This is a genomic window from Pseudomonas sp. S3_G06 (assembly GCF_054667565.1).
Window position 1 is genome coordinate 2,278,048 of record NZ_CP162738.1, and the last position, 18,955, is coordinate 2,297,002.

Annotated in this window: 19 protein-coding genes; 11 read left to right on the top strand and 8 right to left on the bottom strand. The window is 59.3% G+C overall.

From position 1 onward, the window contains the following. Positions 1 to 464 precede the first annotated feature (464 nt). The 4 genes from AB4N47_RS10255 (at position 465) to nhaB (ending at position 5,035) form a co-directional block, all read left to right on the top strand. Positions 465 to 731 carry a hypothetical protein gene (locus tag AB4N47_RS10255; RefSeq protein ID WP_016774677.1) on the top strand — a complete coding sequence of 89 codons (267 nt, stop codon included), beginning with the start codon at positions 465 to 467 and terminating at the stop codon, positions 729 to 731. A 255-nt stretch (positions 732 to 986) separates the two neighbouring features. Next, a complete protein-coding gene (locus AB4N47_RS10260) occupies positions 987 to 2,276 on the top strand; it encodes an NHL repeat-containing protein (protein WP_341637575.1) in 1,290 nt (429 codons plus the stop codon). Between the two features lie 142 nt (positions 2,277 to 2,418). Next, positions 2,419 to 3,345 (top strand): Ig-like domain-containing protein, encoded by a 927-nt coding sequence (locus AB4N47_RS10265; protein WP_341637576.1) that lies wholly within the window; start codon positions 2,419 to 2,421, stop codon positions 3,343 to 3,345. Positions 3,346 to 3,532: 187 nt separating this feature from the next. Then, a complete protein-coding gene (nhaB, locus tag AB4N47_RS10270) occupies positions 3,533 to 5,035 on the top strand; it encodes a sodium/proton antiporter NhaB (protein WP_341637577.1) in 1,503 nt (500 codons plus the stop codon). Positions 5,036 to 5,195: 160 nt separating this feature from the next. Here the strand turns inward: nhaB and AB4N47_RS10275 are convergent, their stop codons facing one another. Genes AB4N47_RS10275 through gnd form a run of 3 tightly spaced genes read right to left on the bottom strand, consistent with a single transcriptional unit; the run spans position 5,196 to position 8,511 of the window. Continuing rightward, complete coding sequence (locus AB4N47_RS10275; RefSeq protein WP_341637578.1) at positions 5,196 to 6,017, bottom strand: HAD family hydrolase; 822 nt, start codon at positions 6,015 to 6,017, stop codon at positions 5,196 to 5,198. Then, complete coding sequence (gene zwf, locus AB4N47_RS10280) at positions 6,014 to 7,534, bottom strand: glucose-6-phosphate dehydrogenase (RefSeq protein WP_341637579.1); 1,521 nt, start codon at positions 7,532 to 7,534, stop codon at positions 6,014 to 6,016. The genes AB4N47_RS10275 and zwf overlap by 4 nt, the downstream gene beginning before the upstream one ends. Next, positions 7,531 to 8,511 carry a phosphogluconate dehydrogenase (NAD(+)-dependent, decarboxylating) gene (gnd, locus tag AB4N47_RS10285; protein ID WP_042609899.1) on the bottom strand — a complete coding sequence of 327 codons (981 nt, stop codon included), beginning with the start codon at positions 8,509 to 8,511 and terminating at the stop codon, positions 7,531 to 7,533. The genes zwf and gnd overlap by 4 nt, the downstream gene beginning before the upstream one ends. Positions 8,512 to 8,786: 275 nt before the next feature. On the opposite strand from gnd, the gene AB4N47_RS10290 reads away from it, so the two are divergent. From AB4N47_RS10290 to AB4N47_RS10300, 3 genes are all read left to right on the top strand, one after another. After that, entirely contained in the window at positions 8,787 to 8,969 is a 183-nt protein-coding gene (locus AB4N47_RS10290; protein ID WP_341637580.1) for a DUF6026 family protein, read from the top strand. Positions 8,970 to 9,179: 210 nt separating this feature from the next. After that, a complete protein-coding gene (locus tag AB4N47_RS10295; RefSeq protein WP_341637581.1) occupies positions 9,180 to 10,922 on the top strand; it encodes a phosphoethanolamine transferase CptA in 1,743 nt (580 codons plus the stop codon). A gap of 193 nt (positions 10,923 to 11,115) precedes the next feature. Beyond that, the gene (locus AB4N47_RS10300) at positions 11,116 to 11,325 is read left to right on the top strand and encodes a hypothetical protein (protein WP_122507310.1); all 210 of its coding nucleotides are present in this window, start codon (positions 11,116 to 11,118) and stop codon (positions 11,323 to 11,325) included. Between the two features lie 115 nt (positions 11,326 to 11,440). On the opposite strand, the gene AB4N47_RS10305 is transcribed toward AB4N47_RS10300, so the two are convergent. The 3 genes from AB4N47_RS10305 to zapE form a co-directional block, all read right to left on the bottom strand. Continuing rightward, a complete protein-coding gene (locus AB4N47_RS10305; RefSeq protein WP_341637582.1) occupies positions 11,441 to 11,938 on the bottom strand; it encodes a GNAT family N-acetyltransferase in 498 nt (165 codons plus the stop codon). Positions 11,939 to 12,135: 197 nt separating this feature from the next. After that, positions 12,136 to 12,717, bottom strand: coding sequence for a DinB family protein (locus AB4N47_RS10310; protein WP_341637583.1), 582 nt, complete (start codon positions 12,715 to 12,717; stop codon positions 12,136 to 12,138). A gap of 17 nt (positions 12,718 to 12,734) precedes the next feature. After that, complete coding sequence (zapE, locus tag AB4N47_RS10315; protein ID WP_341637584.1) at positions 12,735 to 13,853, bottom strand: cell division protein ZapE; 1,119 nt, start codon at positions 13,851 to 13,853, stop codon at positions 12,735 to 12,737. Positions 13,854 to 14,115: 262 nt separating this feature from the next. On the opposite strand from zapE, the gene AB4N47_RS10320 reads away from it, so the two are divergent. Beyond that, positions 14,116 to 15,582, top strand: a complete 1,467-nt coding sequence (locus AB4N47_RS10320; RefSeq protein WP_341637585.1) for a nucleobase:cation symporter-2 family protein — start codon at positions 14,116 to 14,118, stop codon at positions 15,580 to 15,582. 66 nt (positions 15,583 to 15,648) lie between these two features. Next, on the top strand, positions 15,649 to 16,122 hold the full coding sequence (locus AB4N47_RS10325) for an LEA/WHy family protein (protein WP_073474543.1): 474 nt from the start codon (positions 15,649 to 15,651) through the stop codon (positions 16,120 to 16,122). Positions 16,123 to 16,269: 147 nt separating this feature from the next. Here AB4N47_RS10325 and AB4N47_RS10330 read toward each other — a convergent pair whose 3' ends face one another. Continuing rightward, positions 16,270 to 17,193, bottom strand: a complete 924-nt coding sequence (locus AB4N47_RS10330; protein ID WP_341637586.1) for a carbon-nitrogen hydrolase family protein — start codon at positions 17,191 to 17,193, stop codon at positions 16,270 to 16,272. Between the two features lie 84 nt (positions 17,194 to 17,277). On the opposite strand from AB4N47_RS10330, the gene AB4N47_RS10335 reads away from it, so the two are divergent. Beyond that, positions 17,278 to 18,192, top strand: a complete 915-nt coding sequence (locus AB4N47_RS10335; protein WP_341637587.1) for a LysR family transcriptional regulator — start codon at positions 17,278 to 17,280, stop codon at positions 18,190 to 18,192. Positions 18,193 to 18,198: 6 nt separating this feature from the next. Here the strand turns inward: AB4N47_RS10335 and AB4N47_RS10340 are convergent, their stop codons facing one another. Further along, complete coding sequence (locus tag AB4N47_RS10340; RefSeq protein ID WP_003224595.1) at positions 18,199 to 18,453, bottom strand: hypothetical protein; 255 nt, start codon at positions 18,451 to 18,453, stop codon at positions 18,199 to 18,201. Between the two features lie 154 nt (positions 18,454 to 18,607). Between AB4N47_RS10340 and AB4N47_RS10345 the strand changes: the two genes are divergently transcribed. Then, on the top strand, positions 18,608 to 18,925 hold the full coding sequence (locus AB4N47_RS10345; protein WP_024012897.1) for an ElaB/YgaM/YqjD family protein: 318 nt from the start codon (positions 18,608 to 18,610) through the stop codon (positions 18,923 to 18,925). The last annotated feature ends 30 nt before the right edge of the window (positions 18,926 to 18,955 follow it).

The following is an 18,955-nucleotide window of genomic DNA, read 5'->3' on the forward strand; positions in this document are numbered from 1 at the left end:
GGTTGTAACACTAGCAAGATTTTGACGGGGGCTTGTACCGATTGCTTATAGGGCGGTTATTAAAAGAGTTATAAGAACGTTGGTTGTTAGTTAGCTATCGACTATTTGCGCTGAGTCAAAGAGCGGCCCCTCACCCTAGCCCTCTCCCGAGGGAGAGGGGACTGACCGCGGTGTTTACGCGAGGTCAGCCGATCTGAAAGACCGAGCCGAACTCGAGTTTGAAAAGCCCTCAACTCGGCTCCCTCTCCTCGGGGAGAGGGCTGGGGTGAGGGGTGAATTCAGCGCGGTGTTCGGACATGTGCAGGATTAACGAAACGAACTTACGTTATGTAAAGAACCTGAAATTTCTTTGTTTCATGTGTGACCTACCCCCCTGTTGCGTGCATCAGTACAAGTAACCCGCCGCACGGTAAGCCCAACCGACGGCACATCACTTGATTGGGCGCCAATAGAGAGACGACCCCATGACTGCCCCGCTGCGTATCAACGAAGCACTTTTGATTGCCAACCACGCCTTCAAGCCTTTTCAATGCGTGGCCTGGGCGCCACAAGACGGCAATGGCGAACTGAGCCTGACCGTCGTCGACCGCACCAACTCACACATCGGTCGCAAACAGATCCCGAGCAGCGCCTACTCTGACCCGGCGCAACTCGAACAACTGCTGCAACAGGCCCGCGCCGAGCTGAGCGAAGACGGCCACAAGTTGCAATCGTGGTCGATGCCACACTGATAATCGAACAAGGGCGGATGACATAAAGTCATCCGCCCTTTTCTTATGGGAAAACCGTTAGTTAGCGGTTCAGGTCTTGCCTGAATGCTTGGCTCGCTTGCGACTGGTTCAACAAGACACTGTTCTGGCACAGTGCGACCGTCGTTCTGTTGATTCGTCCAGTTGTACTTCTCGCGGTTCAGGGATTGAATGTTTCGCTCGTGCAGTCAGCCTCCCAATCACTGGGATATCGGCTACTCGCAAGGAGACGCGTGCATGTCGACCCTGAACACTTATGCGCTGCCCACGGTATGGAACAACCCCGGTTCGCTCGACTCGACCTTCGCCATTGGCGGTGTTGCGCAGGTGTACTTTGCCGGTAGCCTGTCCAGCCAGACACAACATGTCGCGCTCGATCCGCAGGGTCGGATTCTGGTCGCCGCCAAGGTCGGTACATCCAAGGGAAGTCGTTTTGGCCTGGCGCGGCTGCTGGGCGATGGTTCGGCGGATTTGTCGTTCGGCATTCAGGGCAGCGTGATCGGCAGTTTCGTCGAGGGTTTCGAAGCCAAGGCCGGCAAGGTTCAGGTGCTAGCCGACGGCAAGATTCTGCTGGCCGGCCTGCATTATGAAGATACCCAACGCACCCTGCCCGCCCTGGCCCTGTTCGATGCCAACGGCCAGCCAGACCGATTCTTCGGCGATGACGGTTTCCAGGTGGTGCGACTGCCCGGCGAGCTGTCCATGGGCACCCGCGACAACTGGTTGCCGCCGGGCGTGCCTGGCGTCGAAGCCTGTGACTTTGTGGTGCAGGAAGACGGTCGCATTGTGCTGATCGCCAACCATCATTTCAGCCTCGCCGACCACGCAGGGATGCTGATTCGTCTGCAGCCTGACGGCCAACTGGACGAATCCTTCAACGGGCGCGGCTTCGTCATGGTTCGCCACCTGCTGCTCAACACCTGGCTGAGCACCCTGTTGTTGAAGGCGGATGGGCGAATTGTCGTCGCAGGTTCCATCGACTTTCCGCAGCAAGGGCTGCTGGCGGTTTACCAGTCCGATGGGCGTCTGGACGGGCGTTTTGCCGTGGACGGTTTCATGGCGTTCAGGGCTCACGGCAACAGCGCTCAGGTCAGCCAGATCATCGAGTCCGCCGACAGGCTCTATTGCTTCGGCAGCAGCCGCGATCCAATCCGCTGTCTGACGTTTGTCCTGCACGGCAACGGTCGACCGGACCTGCACTGTCACCATGGTCAACCACAGGTGGTGGACATCGGCTCCAGCGGTTGCCAATGGAACGCCGCCCGGTTGATGAGCGACGGCCGCATCGTTGCCGTAGGCGCGACCATCGGCGGGGTTGAAGCCGACTTCATGGTCGCCCGTTATCAAGCTGACGGCAGCCTCGATCCAGCGTTCGGCCAGGGCCACGGTTGGTTGCGCACGCGACTGGGGCGAAGTCTCGATACAGCCAATTCTCTGGCCGTACAAACTGACGGGGCTATCGTGGTGGGGGGCTATTCACTGGATGGCAACTACCGGGCGATGGTTGCGCGCTATCTGAATCCATAGTCGGCATGCACGCGGACCTTTACCGTCCGTCGGTTATATAGCTGCACCTGTAATTTCTGACAGTTGACGGTCGCTCCCATCGGACATCAGATAACGGGGCGCGCAGATGGCTGCGTGTACAACCGAAAAAGGGAATTTCAGAATGTCTGATCAAGAGAAGTTATCTGCACCGCTGACGCCTGCCGATGCTACGACCCACTCCGCGACAGCCAATGCTCCCGTGATACGCGAGGTCACCAACGGTAAAGGCGAATCCATACCGAACGGCGGCATCAGCAATGACAGCAAGCTGAAGATCAGCGGCTCGGCCCATCCGGGAGAACTTGTCTATGTATCGGATACGGGGCAACTGGCTGGCGTGGTAAGTGCTGATGTCCAAGGCAACTTCATCGTGGCGCTGGCCAAGTTGCAAACGGGTCGGCATATGTACACAGCGAGGAATGCCGCCGGGGCCGTTTCGCTTCCATGGTTAATCACAGTCTCCGACGATGTGCAGAACGCGCCGGTAATTGAAACGGTATACGAACCTGACGGACAATTCGTCCCCCGCGGTCAGAGAACATTCAGTAACGAACTGGACTTCATTGGCTACGGCACACCTGGCCGAATCGTTGAGCTATTGAACAACAGTACAGTGGTTCGACTGCTGAATATCGATTCAGACGGGTATTGGAACGCCAATGTCTCAGGCCTTCAACCGGGTATTCAGCGCTTCGTCGCGAGGGACCCCAACGGGCACGAGTCAAGTTCGTGGCAGGTTGAGGTAATCAAACCGACGGCGTTGACGATCAAGTTTGTTCTCGGTCAAGAGCGGTTTCAGGAGATCGGTAATCAGGGCGTCACGACTGACAGATCCGTCACAATTACCGGCACGGGCATTCCTGGCGAGACGGGATGGATTGTCGACAACCAAAACAACCTTGTTAATTTTGTCGTCGACGAACATGGCGTTTACAGCGCAACTATCACGGATCTGGCCGTAAGCCATGTGCACACTTTCCGCTGTAAATCCGATTCGGGCCGACTGTCTGCGCCTTGGGCTATAAGAGTGACCTCGTCAGAAATCTAAGCGCCGAGGTCACTGCATCCACGCCGCAATATCAGGGACCCACGACGTCACGGCGCCGCGGGTCTTCTGTACAGCAACCGCCAGGGATCGGATGCGCTTGATTGTTATCAAGCAATTGCATTCTCAAACCTTGATCTTCCTTGAAACATCCGGCAACTTTCGCGCTTCTAAATAAAAGGAGCAGCCGATGTCCGGTTCAATCGCCCAGGCGTTCGCGCACAACTTCCTCGGGCAATCGCCACGCTGGTACAAGGCGACCATCGTCGGTTTTCTCATTCTCAACGCCGTGGTGCTATTCACCATCGGCCCGGTCGCCGCAGGCTGGTTGCTGGTGATCGAATTCATCTTCACCCTAGCCATGGCGCTCAAGTGTTATCCGTTGATGCCCGGCGGCCTGCTGTTGATTGAAGCGTTGCTGTTGAAGATGACCACGCCGCAAGCGCTGTACGATGAGTTGCTGCACAACTTTCCGGTGATCCTGCTGCTGATGTTCATGGTTGCCGGCATCTACTTCATGAAAGATCTGCTGCTGTTTCTATTCTCGCGGCTGCTGTTGGGCGTGCGCTCGAAAGCGATTCTGGCGCTGATGTTCTGCTTCTTGTCGGCGTTCCTCTCTGCGTTCCTTGATGCGCTGACCGTGACGGCGGTGATCATCAGTGCGGCTGTCGGCTTTTACTCGGTGTATCACCGGGTCGCGTCTGGCAATGATCCACGTAAGGACAGCGAATTCGCTGACGATGAGCATTTACCGTCGCGACACCATGAGGACTTGAATCAATTCCGCGCTTTCCTGCGCAGCCTGTTGATGCACGGCGCGGTCGGCACGGCGCTCGGTGGCGTCTGCACCTTGGTCGGTGAGCCGCAGAACCTGTTGATCGGCCATGAGATGGGCTGGCATTTCGGCGAGTTCTTCCAGAAGGTAGCCCCGGTGTCGCTGCCGGTACTGGTCGCGGGTCTGGTTACTTGCGTGCTGTTGGAGAAGCTGCGCTGGTTCGGATACGGCACGCTGCTGCCGGACAACGTCCGCGCTGTGTTGGCCAACTACGCTGCCGAGGACAACGCCAAACGCACGCCTCGTCAGACGGCGGCGCTGCTGGTGCAAGGCGCGGCGGCACTGATTCTGATTGGTTGCCTGGCGTTTCACCTGGCTGAGGTCGGCCTGATCGGATTGATGGTGATCATATTGATCACCGCGTTTACCGGCATCACCGACGAGCATCGCCTGGGCAGCGCGTTCAAGGACGCCATGCCGTTTACCGCGCTGCTGGTGGTGTTTTTTGCCGTAGTGGCAGTCATTCACGATCAGCATCTGTTCGTTCCACTCATCGAGTGGGTCTTGGCGCTGCCGATGGATCAACAGCCGGGCATGTTGTTCATCGCCAATGGTCTGCTCTCGGCGATCAGCGACAACGTATTTGTCGCGACCATTTACATCACTGAGGTGAAACAGGCTTTTCTGGCCGGGCACATGACTCGCGAGCACTTCGAAACGCTGGCGATTGCGATCAACACCGGCACCAATCTGCCGAGTGTGGCGACACCGAATGGTCAGGCAGCGTTTCTGTTCCTGCTGACCTCAGCGATCGCGCCGCTGGTACGTTTGTCGTACGGGCGCATGGTGTGGATGGCGGTGCCGTATACCGTGGTGATGGGTTTGTTGGGCTGGTATGCGGTGAGCTATTGGCTCTAAGCAACACTGAATAAACCTGTGGGTTACCGGGGTTTGCACGCGCCGCGAAAACCTGTGGGAGCGAGCCTGCTCGCGAAGAGGTCGTGTCAGGCAACGAATCTGTTGAATGACACACCGCCTTCGCGAGCAGGCTCGCTCCCACATTGGTTTTGGTGTTGGGTCAGTGCGTGAGGATATATTTCTTGATCGCCAGGACCACACCGTCTTCGGTGTTTGACGCTGTAACGACATCGGCCTGACGCTTCACCGCCTCTTCCGCCTGCCCCATGGCAATCGACAAACCTGCGCATTTGAACATCGCCGGGTCGTTGCCGCCGTCGCCGATGACAGCGGTTTGCTCAAGCGGCACACCGAGGTATTCGGCAATCGTTGTCAACGCGGTGCCTTTGTTGGCCTCAAGCGCAGTAACGTCGAGATACACCGGCTGCGAGCGCGACACTTGCGCCATGCCGTTGACCTTGGGCAACAGCTGCGCCTCCAGCTCAATCAACAAATCTGTGTTGTTGCTGGTGGCGACGATCTTGTCGATGCGCTCCAGATACGGTTCAAAACTCTCGACCACCACTGGCGGGTAACCGAGGCCACTTTGCTCACGCGGGACCATCGGCCCGTGCGGGTCCTTGAGCAGCCAGTCGCCGCCACTGAACACCCAGATTTCCACCTCCGGTTGATCGGCAAACAGTGCCAGAGCAATCAGCGCGGTCGTGGCCGGCAGATAATGCGCGGCCAACAGTGTGCCGTCCGGTTTAACGATGGTGCCGCCATTGAACGCCGCTGTCGGCAGATCAACGCCTAGCGCCTCAATCTGCTGCAACATGGCTTTCGGCGGGCGGCCGCTGGCGAGGCTGAACAGCACGCCGGCCTCGCGCAACGAGCGAACGGCGTCGATGGTGCGTTGATTCAGTGTGTGATCCGGCAATAACAGCGTGCCGTCCATGTCGCTGAGCAGAAAACGTATCGGTTGCTTTGCCAAATCACTCATCCCAGGCTGTGCCAGACGCGACCATCGCGAGTCAGCAGATCTTCGGCAGCTTGCGGGCCATCTTCGCCGGCCGCATACGTTTCGACGCTGGCATCCTGCTGCCAGGCATCAAGGAAAGGCTGCACGGCTCGCCAGCCGTTCTCGATGTTGTCGGCACGCTGGAACAGTGTCTGATCGCCGGTCAGGCAGTCGTAGATCAAGGTTTCGTAGCCAGTCGACGGCTGCATCTCGAAAAAATCCTTGTAGGCAAAGCCCAGTTCGATGTTGGCCATGTTCAGCGCCGGCCCCGGGCGCTTGGCCAGGAGGTCGAACCACATGCCTTCATTTGGCTGGATCTGAATACGCAGATAAGTCGGCTGCAACTCGTCGACTTCGGTGTCGCGGAACTGCGCGTACGGCGCCGGTTTGAAGCAGATGACGATCTCGGTGTCGCGCACGCTCATGCGCTTGCCGGTGCGCAGATAGAACGGCACGCCGACCCAGCGCCAGTTATCGATCATCACCTTGAGCGCCACGTAGGTTTCCGTGGTGCTGTCGGGCGACACGTTGGCTTCTTCGCGATAACCCTTCAACGGCTGGCCGCGCTCGCCAGCGCTGTACTGGCCGCGCACCGAGTTGGCCCGGGCTTCTTCCGTCGACCAGGGACGAATCGCCCCCACCACTTTGGCTTTCTCGCCGCGCACCGCGTCAGCGCCGAAAGCAGCCGGCGGCTCCATCGCGACCATGGCCAGCAGCTGGAACAGGTGATTGGGCACCATGTCGCGCAGTGCGCCGGTGTGTTCGTAAAAACTGCCACGGGTTTCGACACCGACGGTTTCCGCCGCGGTGATTTGCACGTGGTCGATGTAATGGTTGTTCCAGAACGCTTCGAACAGGCTGTTGGAGAACCGGCTGACCAGGATGTTCTGCACGGTTTCCTTGCCCAGATAGTGGTCGATGCGATAGATCTGCTTCTCGCTCATGACCTTGAGCAGACAAGCGTTCAGGGCTTCGGCGGTGTGCAGGTCGGAGCCGAACGGCTTCTCGATCACCACCCTTCTGAACGCTTCCGGGGTTTCTTCAAGCAAACCGGCGCTGCCGAGACGGCGCACCACTTCACTGAAGAAGCGCGGCGCGGTGGCCAGATAGAACACCGCATTGCCAGTGCCGCTGTCGGCGATTTTCGCCGCCAGGGCTGAATAAGTGCTGTCGTCGAGGAAATCGCCCTGGACGTAGCTGATGCCTTTGGCGAGCTTGGCCCACAAGACCGGATCAAGCATCTGATCGCCCTTGCCGACCTTCGCCGCCACTTCGGTGCGGATGAAGTCTTCGAGCTTTTGCGCGAAGGCTTCATCGGTAATGGCGTTGTGATCAACGCCGACGATCCGCAGATTCTCGTCGAGCAGGCCGTCGCGACTGAGGTTGTACAGCGCCGGCATGAGCAAGCGCTTGACCAGGTCGCCGTGGGCACCGAACAAAAAAAGCGTGGTCGGTGGTGCGGGTTCTGCCTTGGATTTTCTGCGGATCGTACGGGTCATTTTTTCGCGGTCTCCACGTGGCCGCCGAAGCCGAAGCGTTGTGCCGACAGGATCTTGTCACCAAAGGTGCCCTGCCCGCGCGAGCGGTAACGGGAGAACAGCGAGTTGGACAGCACCGGTACTGGCACTGCTTGCTCCATGGCCGCTTCGATGGTCCATTGACCCTCGCCACTGTCGGCGACCGAGCCGGAGAAACCGTCAAGCTTCGGATCGCTGGCCAGCGCATCGGCAGTCAGGTCCAGCAGCCACGACGAAACCACGCTGCCACGACGCCAGACCTCAGCGATATCGGCCACGTTCAGATCAAATCGCTGATCTTCCGGCAGGCGTTCGCTGGATTTGGTCTTGAGAATGTCGAAGCCCTCGGCAAACGCGGCCATCATGCCGTACTCGATGCCGTTGTGAATCATCTTCACGAAGTGCCCGGCACCGGCGGGACCGGCGTGGATGTAGCCGTGCTCGGCACGGTGGTCATCGGACTTGCGATCCCTGGTGCGCGGAATGTCGCCCATGCCGGGCGCCAGTGCGGCAAACAGCGGGTCGAGACGCTGCACGGTTTCAGCGTCGCCACCGATCATCATGCAATAACCACGTTCCAGGCCCCAGACGCCGCCGGAGGTGCCAACGTCGATGTAGTGCAGGCCCTTCTCGTTCAGCGTCTTTGCGCGGCGAATGTCGTCCTTGTAGTTGGTGTTGCCGCCGTCGATGATCGTATCGCCGGGTTCAAGCAGTTCGCTCAGGGTGTTGATGGTGTCTTCGGTCGGTGCGCCGGCCGGCAGCATGACCCAGACAGCGCGCGGCTTGTCGAGGCCGGCAACCAGTGCAGGCAAGTCGGCGACGCCGGTGGAGCCCTCGGCGACCAGGTTATCGATGAAAGCGGTATTGCGGTCGTAAACAACGGTGGTGTGCCCGTTGAGCATCAGACGTCGCGCAATATTGCCGCCCATGCGGCCCAGTCCAATAATCCCGAGTTGCATGTGCTGATGCTCCTTACTACAAATAAATGTGTGTCATTGGTTATAGCCCAACGCGACTGATGGAGGTTAGTCCAGAGCGTTGCGATGAAGTTTCCGGGCATTGTGCCCGATCCAGAGTGATAACGCCCCGAATCCTGCCGAAGACACACCGACCATGAAAAATAAAAAAGTTCCCTTCCAGGGCAAAAGAAATCAAAATTGGCGCCGATAGTAAGTCAAGCGCCTCAAAACGAGGAGTGACTTACAGTTGATGCACGCCATTTGCGAGGTGAGCAATGGGCACAGTACACACAGCAATGCCGCCACAAACCCTCTACGTTACGGTCCGTCGCGATGAATTGCGCCAGTTGAAAGACGAGCGCGACCAGTTGAAGCACGAATTGGCGCAATTGCGCGCATTGACCCAAGGCTCGCAGCCGCAACCGCGTCCGGTTGTGCAGCGCGCACCCCACGCCTGATCCCCGCCTGCTTCGGGAACGGCCCCCGTCGTTCCCGACACGTTGCACCTCTGACCGCCCGATACTCATCAAACGCGGCGCTTAACAAATCTTTCACATGCCCTTGGGGATACTCCGCCCCATTCTGGCCGTACCTGCGCGTACGGCCTCTGTTCGTCGGTGTCATGGAAGCGTTCCGGCGTGGGATTGATGATTGAGCTGGAGCACTGAATGGCATTGTTCAAACGCAGCAAAACGACTGCGACGGGTTTTGACTGGGCTGGATTTATCTGGCTGTTCGTTTTCTTCTGGTACTTCTCGGGTATCACCCAACTGCTGATCCAGCTGACCGGCACATCCGGCTTCACCGGATTCCGCCAAGCCTTCGTCATGAGCGCGCTGTGGCTGGCGCCGATGCTGCTGTTCCCCAAACAGACCCGCCTGCTCGCCGCCATCATCGGCGTGGTGCTGTGGGCCTGCTCGATGGCCAGCCTCGGCTACTTCTTCATTTATCAGCAGGAATTCTCGCAGAGCGTCATCTTCATCATGTTCGAATCGAACGTGTCGGAAGCCGGCGAGTACATGACGCAGTATTTCGCCTGGTGGATGATCCCGGCGTTCCTCGCCCATACCGCGTTCGCTTACTTTTTATGGACGCGTCTGCGCCCGGTTTACATGCCACGTGGTCGCGCGCTGGTAGCGGCGACGGCAATTGTCGTCGCCGTGGTCGGCTATCCGCTGGTCAAGCAAACCATGCGCATGGGCACCTTCGCCCAAGGCTTCGAGAAATTCGAAACCCGTATCGAGCCCGCCGTCCCTTGGCAGATGGCTGTGGCCTATCACCGCTATCAGGAAACCCTCGCCGACATGCAAGGCATGCTCGACAGTGCGAGCAAGATCCCGCCGCTGAAAAACCTCAAGGACGCCTCGGCGGGGCAACCGGCGACTTTGGTGCTGGTGATCGGTGAGTCGACCAACCGTCAACGCATGAGTCTCTACGGATACCCGCGCAACACCACGCCGGAACTGGACAAGCTCAAGGATCAACTGGCGATCTTCGACAACGTCATCACTCCGCGCCCCTACACCATCGAAGCGTTGCAGCAAGTGCTGACCTTCGCCGATGAGCAGAACCCGGATCTGTACCTGTCGACGCCATCGCTGGTCAGCGTGATGAAACAGGCCGGTTACAAGACCTTCTGGATCACCAACCAGCAGACCATGACCAAGCGCAACACCATGCTCACGACTTTCTCCGAACAGGCTGACGAGCAGGTGTACCTGAACAACAACCGCAACCAGAACGCCGCGCAGTACGACGGTGACGTTATCGAGCCGTTCAACAAGGCCCTGACTGATCCGGCTGAACGCAAACTTATCGTCGTGCACCTGCTCGGTACGCACATGAGCTACCAGTACCGCTATCCGCCGACGTTCGACAAGTTCCAGGATCGCCAGGGTGTCCCTGCCGGAGTGCGCGATGACCAATTGCCGACTTACAACAGCTACGACAACGCGGTGCTGTACAACGATTTCGTGGTTTCAAGCCTGATCAAGGACTACGCCAAATCCGACCCGAACGGCTTTTTGCTGTACCTGTCCGACCACGGCGAAGACGTCTTTGACTCGGCCGGCCACAGCACCTTGGGCCGCAACGAGAACAAACCGACCGCGCCGATGTACACCATCCCGTTCATGGCCTGGGCCTCGCCGAAGTGGAAGCAAAACCACGACTGGAATTTCGCTGGCGACCTCAGCCGCCCGTACAGTAGCTCGCAGTTCATCCACACCTGGGCGGATCTGGTCGGATTGAGCTCGGATGAACTGGATCGCAGCAAGAGTCTGGTCAGCGACAGCTTTGTGCCGCGCAAACTGCTGATTGGTGATCCGTATCAGACGGCGAAACGGTCACTGATCGATTTCAGCTTGATGAAACCCAAACAGCCTGCCTCGGCAGAGGTGGCGAAGAAGTAAGACGACAAAGGGCCTGCGAGGGCCCTTTTTTGTGCCTGCTGATTGGTGTGCTGCTGCGGTAATCCGCTCTGAAATACCCAGCAATAGTTGCCCTGAACCAGCGTTAACCCATTGTTAATGGCGGCGACACAGACTCTTTTCTGCGGTCTGCTTCACGGACGAACCGACTCCCACTTGTTCAGTAGGAGGCACCATGAAAACCACCACTATCATCCTCACCACTCTGCTCGCCCTCGGCTCCACCAGCGCCTTCGCTGAAGGTGGTGCCGAACGTATGCGTTATTACTACGACAACTTCCCAGTCCAGCACGCGCAAAGCGAGCAAAAGGCCGACTCCAGTGCGAAAGAAATTCGCGTCCCTGCTGACCAGACGGCGCAGGTGACCGAGTCTTATCGCGACTGAGCTTTACCGAGCAACCGATGGACCTTCCGTGGCTCCGCTCTGGCCCGGGAGATGACAGTTAGGCGCCCTGCTTGGGGCGCCTTTTTTTATGTTGGTGATTTGCGGTGAGAAGCCTTCAGGCCTGAAAATCCTTTATCCAGAACAACATCCGCCCGTGATCTGGATTGAACATCCCCGGTGCAAAGCCGAATTTGCGATACGAACCCTGCGCCACCGCATTGCCTTCCAGCACTTCCAGGGTGATCTTGCAGCAACCGCGCTGACGGGCGATGTCTTCTACCTTCTGCAGCATTTTCTGACTGAGCCCCAGGCCGCGAAATTTGCCGACCACGGCGACATCGTGGACGTTGACCAGCGGTTTGCAAGCGAAGGTCGAGAAGCCTTCGAAACAGTTAACCAGCCCGGCCGGTTCGCCGCCGACGAAGGCCAGCACACTGAAAGCATGCGGGCGGCGGGCGAGTTCTTCGGGCAGGCGTTGCAGCAGTTCGGGCGCGATCGGGTGACCACCGCCCATGGGATCTTCGGCGTAGTGGTTGAGCACGATGCCGATGGCTTCGGCGTGCACCGGGTTGCTGTAACTGGCCTGAAGCACAAGTATTTCTGCGAAATCCATTTCCATCCCCGATAAACAAAAAGCCCCGGCACGCAAGGTGCTTGCTGGAAGGCCTGGGGACATTAGCTTGGGTGTGCCGGAGAGGGCAACTTGAAAAGCTGAAGATCAAAAGATCGCAGCCTCGTTGCACTCGTCAGCTCCTACGGTCCGATATGTGTAGGAGTTGACGAGTGCAACGAGGCTGCGATCTTTCGCGGTCAGTGGCCCCAGATGAGCTCTTCGGTCCAGCCAAGTTCGGCGAAGTCTTCAGCACGCAATGCGCTTTCGCCGACACAGAAAAATTCATCCAGTTGCGGTGGCTTCACCGTCGTGCCGCTGAGCATGGCATGCACCTGGCCGCGATGATGGATCTGGTGTTCGAACAGGTGCGAGAGCATGCGCAGTCGACTTTCATGTTGCGGTGTGTCGCGGGCGATGGTGACGATTCTCGGCAGATCGGCATCGCGCAGTTGCTCGCAATAAGCAATCAGCCGGCGATCGACGCGGGCCTGTTCTGCACGCAGCGCCGCAGCATCGGTAAAAGGCTCGTCTGCATTGAAGAATACGTAGCAATCCGGGTGCGGCTCGTCCCCGCGCAATTCGCGCTCCAGCGCGTCGACGTAGAACCAGTCGCAAGTGAGGATGTGATTAAGCGTGAGGCGGATGCCGGGGAAAAAGCTCACCCGTGGCGCGGCCAACTCAGTGGCGTCGAGCCGGGTCCAGGCCTTGGCCAGGCGGTGGTTGGCCCAGGCGTTCTGGTAAGCCATGGTCAGCAAATGATGGGACAACGGTTGACTCATGTCGGCGCCCTCTTTTTTCAGGCTTCAGCGAAGCGCTGCAATTGCATCTCCTGCAAACGGCTGAGGGTGCGGCGGAACGGGAATTCCAGATAACCCTCGGTGTACAAGGCCTCCATCGGTACAGCCGCCTCGACGTACAGCGGCACCTTGCGGTCGTAGCATTCGTCGACCAGCGCGATAAAGCGGCGAACGCCGTCGTCGTGCACCGATAACTGCGGCAGTTCGCGGTCGCCGGCGACCACGCGCTCAGGACCGTCTTCGGTACCGCGTGCAATACGTCCTTCGCGTTTTTGTGCGCTGAGGTTCGGCACTTCGCTCAACAGAATAGCCCGGTAGCGATCACACAGGGCAATGAAGTCCATGGCGGAGAAAGGTTGCTCGCACAGATCGCTGTAGCGGCACCACAGCACGGATTCGCTGGCTTGCACCACGTTGAGCGTGCGGTGGCCCACGGCCACTGGCTCCTCGCTGACAGTCTCATCTGCAGCCAGCGATTTGAACACGGCCTCCAGTGCGCTCAGTAAATCATCCGCGCGAAAAAAATAACGCTGCTCGATCGTGCCCGGATGCAAGCGATGATCCTCGGCGCCATTCACCGCGACCACGGTCATATGCGCCTTGATCGCCGCAATCGCCGGCGTGAAACGGTCGCGGTTGAAGCCGTCGGCGTATAGATCATCGGGCGGCAGATTGGAGGTGCAGACGATCACCACACCTTCATCGAACATCACCTGAAACAGCCGGCCGAGAATAATCGCGTCGCCGATGTCATTGACGAACAGTTCATCGAAGCACAGCACGCGCACTTCGTCGGCCAGCTCTTTCGCCAAGGCGCGCAACGGATCGGCGATGCCACTGAGTTGAAACGAACGCTGATGCACCCAGCCCATGAAGTGATGAAAGTGTTGACGCCGCGCCGGCACGCGCAGGCTCTGATAGAACTGATCCATCAGCCAGGTCTTGCCACGACCGACCGGCCCCCACAGGTACACGCCGCTGACCGAACGGGCGCCGGCGTGCAAGGCTTCATGGCATTTTTGCAAGGCCCAGACTGCGTGCTCCTGGGCTTCATCCTGGATGAAACCCTTGTGGTCGACCGCGTATTGCCAGGCACTGAGGGGGGAGTCGAAAGTCATGCGCGGTAGTATGCCACGGGCGATTGGCCATTGTTGATTAACGCGCGTGGACGATCACTGTGGGAGCGAGCCTGCTCGCGAAGGCGGCTCGTCAGTGACCGAGATGCAGACTGAGCCGCCGCTTTCTCGAGCAGTCTCGCTCCCACAGAGCCCAAAAACCTGACCTTTCAGGCAGTTATTGCTCGTTGCCCTCGCCGCCCGCTTGCGGCATTCTGCGCACCCATTTTCTGACCCGGCCCCGCCTTGCGGCGCGCACCTCACCATGACCGCCTCTGAAAAAACCCCGCGCAACAATGACCTGATCTACGGCCTCAACGACCGTCCGCACCTCACCGCCACGGTGTTCGCCGCGTTGCAGCACGTGCTGGCGAGTTTCGTCGGCATCATCACCCCGACCCTGATCATGGGCGGCGCCCTCGGTCTGCACAGTGAAATCCCCTACCTGATCAGCATGGCGCTGTTCGTCTCCGGCCTCGGCACCTTTGTCCAGGCCAAGCGCTTCGGTCCGGTGGGTTCCGGTCTGCTTTGTCTGCAAGGCACCAGTTTCTCCTTTATCAGTGTGATTCTCAGCGCCGGGTTCATGGTCAAGGCGCGCGGCGGCGGCACTGATGAAATCCTCTCGACGATCTTCGGCGTGTGCTTCTTCGCCGCGTTCATCGAAGTGGTGCTCAGCCAGTTCATCGGCAAACTGCGCATGCTGATCACGCCGGTGGTGACCGGCACGATCATCACGCTGATGGGCCTGTCGCTGATCAAAGTGGCGATGACCGACATCGCCGGCGGCTTCGGTGCGCCAGATCTTGGCGCGGCCAGCCATGTGTTTCTCGCGGCGCTGGTGATCGGCACCATCGTTGTGCTGAACCGTGTCGACGTGCCGTTTCTGCGCCTGGGCGCGATCGTCATCGGCCTGACCCTCGGCTACGTGGTGGCCTGGCTGATGGGCACGGTGGATTTCGCTTCGATGCCCGAGGTGCCGCTGGTCAGCGTGCCGGTGCCGTTCAAGTACGGTTTCAACTTCGATTGGGTGGCGTTCGTGCCGGTGGCGGTGATTTTCCTCGTGTCGCCACTGGAAGCTGCCGGTGACCTGACCGCCAACTCAATGATCTCGCGACAACCGGTGAAAGGCCCGCTGTACATCCGCCGAATCAAATCCGGCCTGCTCGCCGATGGTCTCAACTCGGCCATGGCGGCAGTGTTCAACAGCATGCCGATGGTGACCTTTGCGCAGAACAACGGCGTGATCCAGTTGACCGGGGTGGCCAGCCGTTACGTGGCGTTTTTTATCGCCGGGCTGCTGGTGTTGCTCGGTTTGTTCCCGATGATCGGCGCGGTGCTGCAATTGATGCCGAAACCGGTGCTGGGCGGCGCCGAGCTGGTGATGTTCGGCACCGTCGCCGTGGCCGGAATCAAGATCCTCGCCGAGGCCGGCCTGCATCGACGCAACATGCTGATCGTGGCGATCTCGCTGGGCATGGGCCTGGGCATCGCAGCGGTGCCGGAAGTCCTGCGCGAACTGCCGCAAGCGCTGCGCAACATCTTCGAATCGCCAATCACTGTCGGTGCGTTGTGCGCTATCGTGCTGAACATCTTCCTGCCGGAAGAATTCATCGAGCTGGAAGAAGATGATTTCGACCCGGAAGCTTCGATTCTGCAGGTCATGGAAAACCCCGACGTCGCCGCCAAAGGTGAACCCGGCCAAGCGGCGGCTGTCGCACAGTTGAACCGCTGACGTCACGCCTCGAAAAAAAGGGCTGCACCGGCGACGGGTCAGCCCTTTTTTTGTCGAGAGATTTTTATGCGCCGCGTCCACGCCGTCATCCTGTCGCTTCTGCTGTTGTCGCTCAGCGCCTGCGCACTGTTTCCCAACCGCGATCCGGTGAACATCAACGTGGTCGGCCTCGAACCGTTGCCCAGTCAGGAGCTGGAAGTACGCTTCGCGATCAAGCTGCGCGTGCAGAACCCCAATGAAACGGCGATCGATTACAACGGCATCGCCCTGGATCTGGAGGTCAATGGTCATTCGCTGGCTTCGGGTGTGAGCGATCAGAGCGGCTCGATCCCGCGTTTCTCTGAAGCCATTGTCACGGTACCGGTCAGCGTCTCGGCGTTCTCGTTCCTGCGCCAGACCTTGGGCCTGAGCCAGACGCAAAGCCTCGATAACCTGCCCTACGTGCTGCGCGGCAAACTCGCCGGTGGACTGTTTGGCACGATGCGCTTTACCGACAGCGGCAAGTTGAGCCTGCCCAAGGCGAGCGCGGCGACCTGGTAGTCAGCGGTCTCAATCGGCAGAACAACACACAACCCCTGTGGGAGCGAGCCTGCTCGCGAAGGCGGTGCTTCAGGCAACTGCGATATTCATGGTGCCTACGTCTTCGCGAGCAGGCTCGCTCCCACAGGTTCTCTACAAGTTTCAAGGTCAGGAGTTGAACCGCACCCCCGGCTTCGCGCGCTCATCAACGGTCAACTCGAACACATCCGGCCGCGCATAGTGGCCGACCACATCGTAGTCATACCGCGCGCGGATCAGTTCATCGGTGTCGATCTGCGCCGTAAGCAAGCCCGCTCCCCCACGCAACGGTCCAGCCAGCACATCGCCCATCGGTCCGACGATCACGCTGCCACCGGCAATCAACGGCCGATCACTTGGCCAATTGGCAATCTCCACACCCAAATCATCCGGCGAGGCCTGCACCTGACAAGCACTGACCACGAAGCAGCGGCCTTCATGGGCGATGTGGCGCATGCTGACCTGCCACATCTCACGCTCGTCCACGGTCGGCGCGCACCAGACCTCTACGCCCTTGGCATACATCGCCGTGCGCAGCAGCGGCATCATGTTTTCCCAGCAGACCACCGCGCCAAGCTTGCCGACCTGGGTGTCGAACACTGGCAGCGTCGAGCCGTCACCCTTGCCCCAGATCAGTCGCTCGGTGCCGGTGGGCATGAGCTTACGGTGTTTGCCAATCAGCCCGGCCTGCGGATCGAAATACAGCACCGTGCAATACAACGTGCTGCCGGCGCGCTCGATCACGCCGATCACCAGATTGGCCCCGGTGCGCGCTGACAATCCGGCCAGGGCGTCGGTTTCGGCGCCGGGCACATCAATGGCGTTGGCAAAATACCGCGCAAAGGCCTCACGCCCCTCGGGCAGTCGATAGCCCAACTGGGTGCCGAAACCCTCGCCTTTCGGGTAACCACCGAGCAAGGCTTCCGGCATCACCACCAGCGCAGCACCGGATTCGCTGATTTCGTCTTCCCAGCTCAGGATCTGTTCAAGGGTTTCGTCTTTGCCACCAGGCAAGGCGCCGATCTGCAACGCCGCCACTATGGATTTGGCCATCGTGTTTACTCCATCAGGTTCAGGTGTTGCCGATTCTCCAGCGTCACGCGATCATGAATAAAGCCCTGCCCACTGCTGAATGATATGAGCCAAATGAATATCGCCGACATCGACCTCAACCTGCTGAAAGTCTTCGAAGCGCTGCACGAGGAATCCAGCGCCAGCCGCGCCGCCCTGCGTCTTGGCGTAACGCAGTCGGCGGTCAGCGCGGCGTTGCGTCGCTTGCGGGAGGTGTATGGCGATCAGTTGTTCGTGCGCACCGGGCGTGGTCTGGCGCCGACGCTGCAAGCCAATCAGCTGAAACCGGTGATCAGCGATGCCCTGAACAAATGCCGGCAAAGTCTGGCCATGCTTGATCCTGCGGCCAATCAATACGACGGTCGCTCGGTAGCGATCGGTCTGTCAGATGATTTTGAAATTGCCTACGGCCGCCGCCTGATAGAGGAAATCGCCCGTCGTGCGCCGAAGCTGCGGCTGATCTTTCGCCAGACCCATAGCCAGATCGTCGCTCGCGCGTTGATGGAGCGCAGCATTGACCTGGCGATCACTGCCGGAGGATTTGCCGAGCGCCTGCTCAGTCGTCAGGTTTTGGGCGAAGGCGGCTATGCGTGTCTGGTAGACGCAGCCAGTCTCGCCCCGGGCCAACAGCAGATCGCGTTGCAGGAGTTCGTTGAACGCGAGCACATTCTGGTGTCGTCGGGCGGTTTTATCGGCATTACCGACGAAGGATTGGCGGCAGTGGGTTTGAGCCGCCGGGTCTGCGCGTCGACCACGCATTTTGCTGCACTGCCGTTTTTGCTCAAGGGCAGTCAGGCGGTGGCGACGATCCCGGCCCACGCCGCCGCAAGTATCGCGGCGCTGAGCGGGCTGGCGTTGCTGCCCTGCCCTCTGGCTCTGCCGCGCTACCCGGTGGAGCTGGGCTGGCGTACCAGCACACAGATCGATCCGGTGCTGGTCAAGGTTCGTGAGGCGATTGCCGCCACGTTCAGCCAGGGGTGAAACGGATTATTTGTTCGCCGCCATCAGGCGATTGACTTCACTGCGCACCATGTTGGCGAACTCCGGCGGCGACATGCCGTCCAGCTCGGCGCGGACCCACTCGGCCCATTTGCCCTTGCGCTTGGAGCGCTCCCCAAACAGGCGCGCGGCTTCGCCTTTGGCTTTGCCCAGATTGTTCTGCCAGAGTTCGAACAGACGGGATTTCTCGTCTTCCAGCGCTGCGCGCTCTGCGAGGGATTTGTCGGCCAGATTGAAACTCATGGGGATATATCCTGCTGCGTAAAATGGCGACATCTTACACGCTCGACACAAATCTCCGGTGCAGGTTTTTCCCTTGTCCACGAATGACATGCAACTTTTCGCCTGCCGCTACACTCCATTGGTCACTGTCCATTCACCTGCAAGGAGTCACCCAATGGCCCGTAAAACCGCCTCGCAAGCTGCCGAAGAGCAAATCAAGGATCAAGCTTTCAGCGAGCTTCAGGCTCTGATCGAAGAATCGGACAAACTGCTCAAGAGCAGCGCTTCACTGGTAGGCGAAGAAGCAGAAACGCTGCGCGCACAAATCGCCCAGAAGCTGCAGCTGGCACTGGATTCGGTGTCCAGCGTGCGCGACCGTACCAAACCCGCCGTTGAAGCCACCGAGAACTACATCGGTGGCCACCCTTGGCAAACCGTGGCAGTCTCCGCCGGTTTCGGCCTGGTGGTGGGCCTGCTGCTCGGTCGTCGCTGAGTCAGGCGCACAGAAAAAGGCGAACCTCAG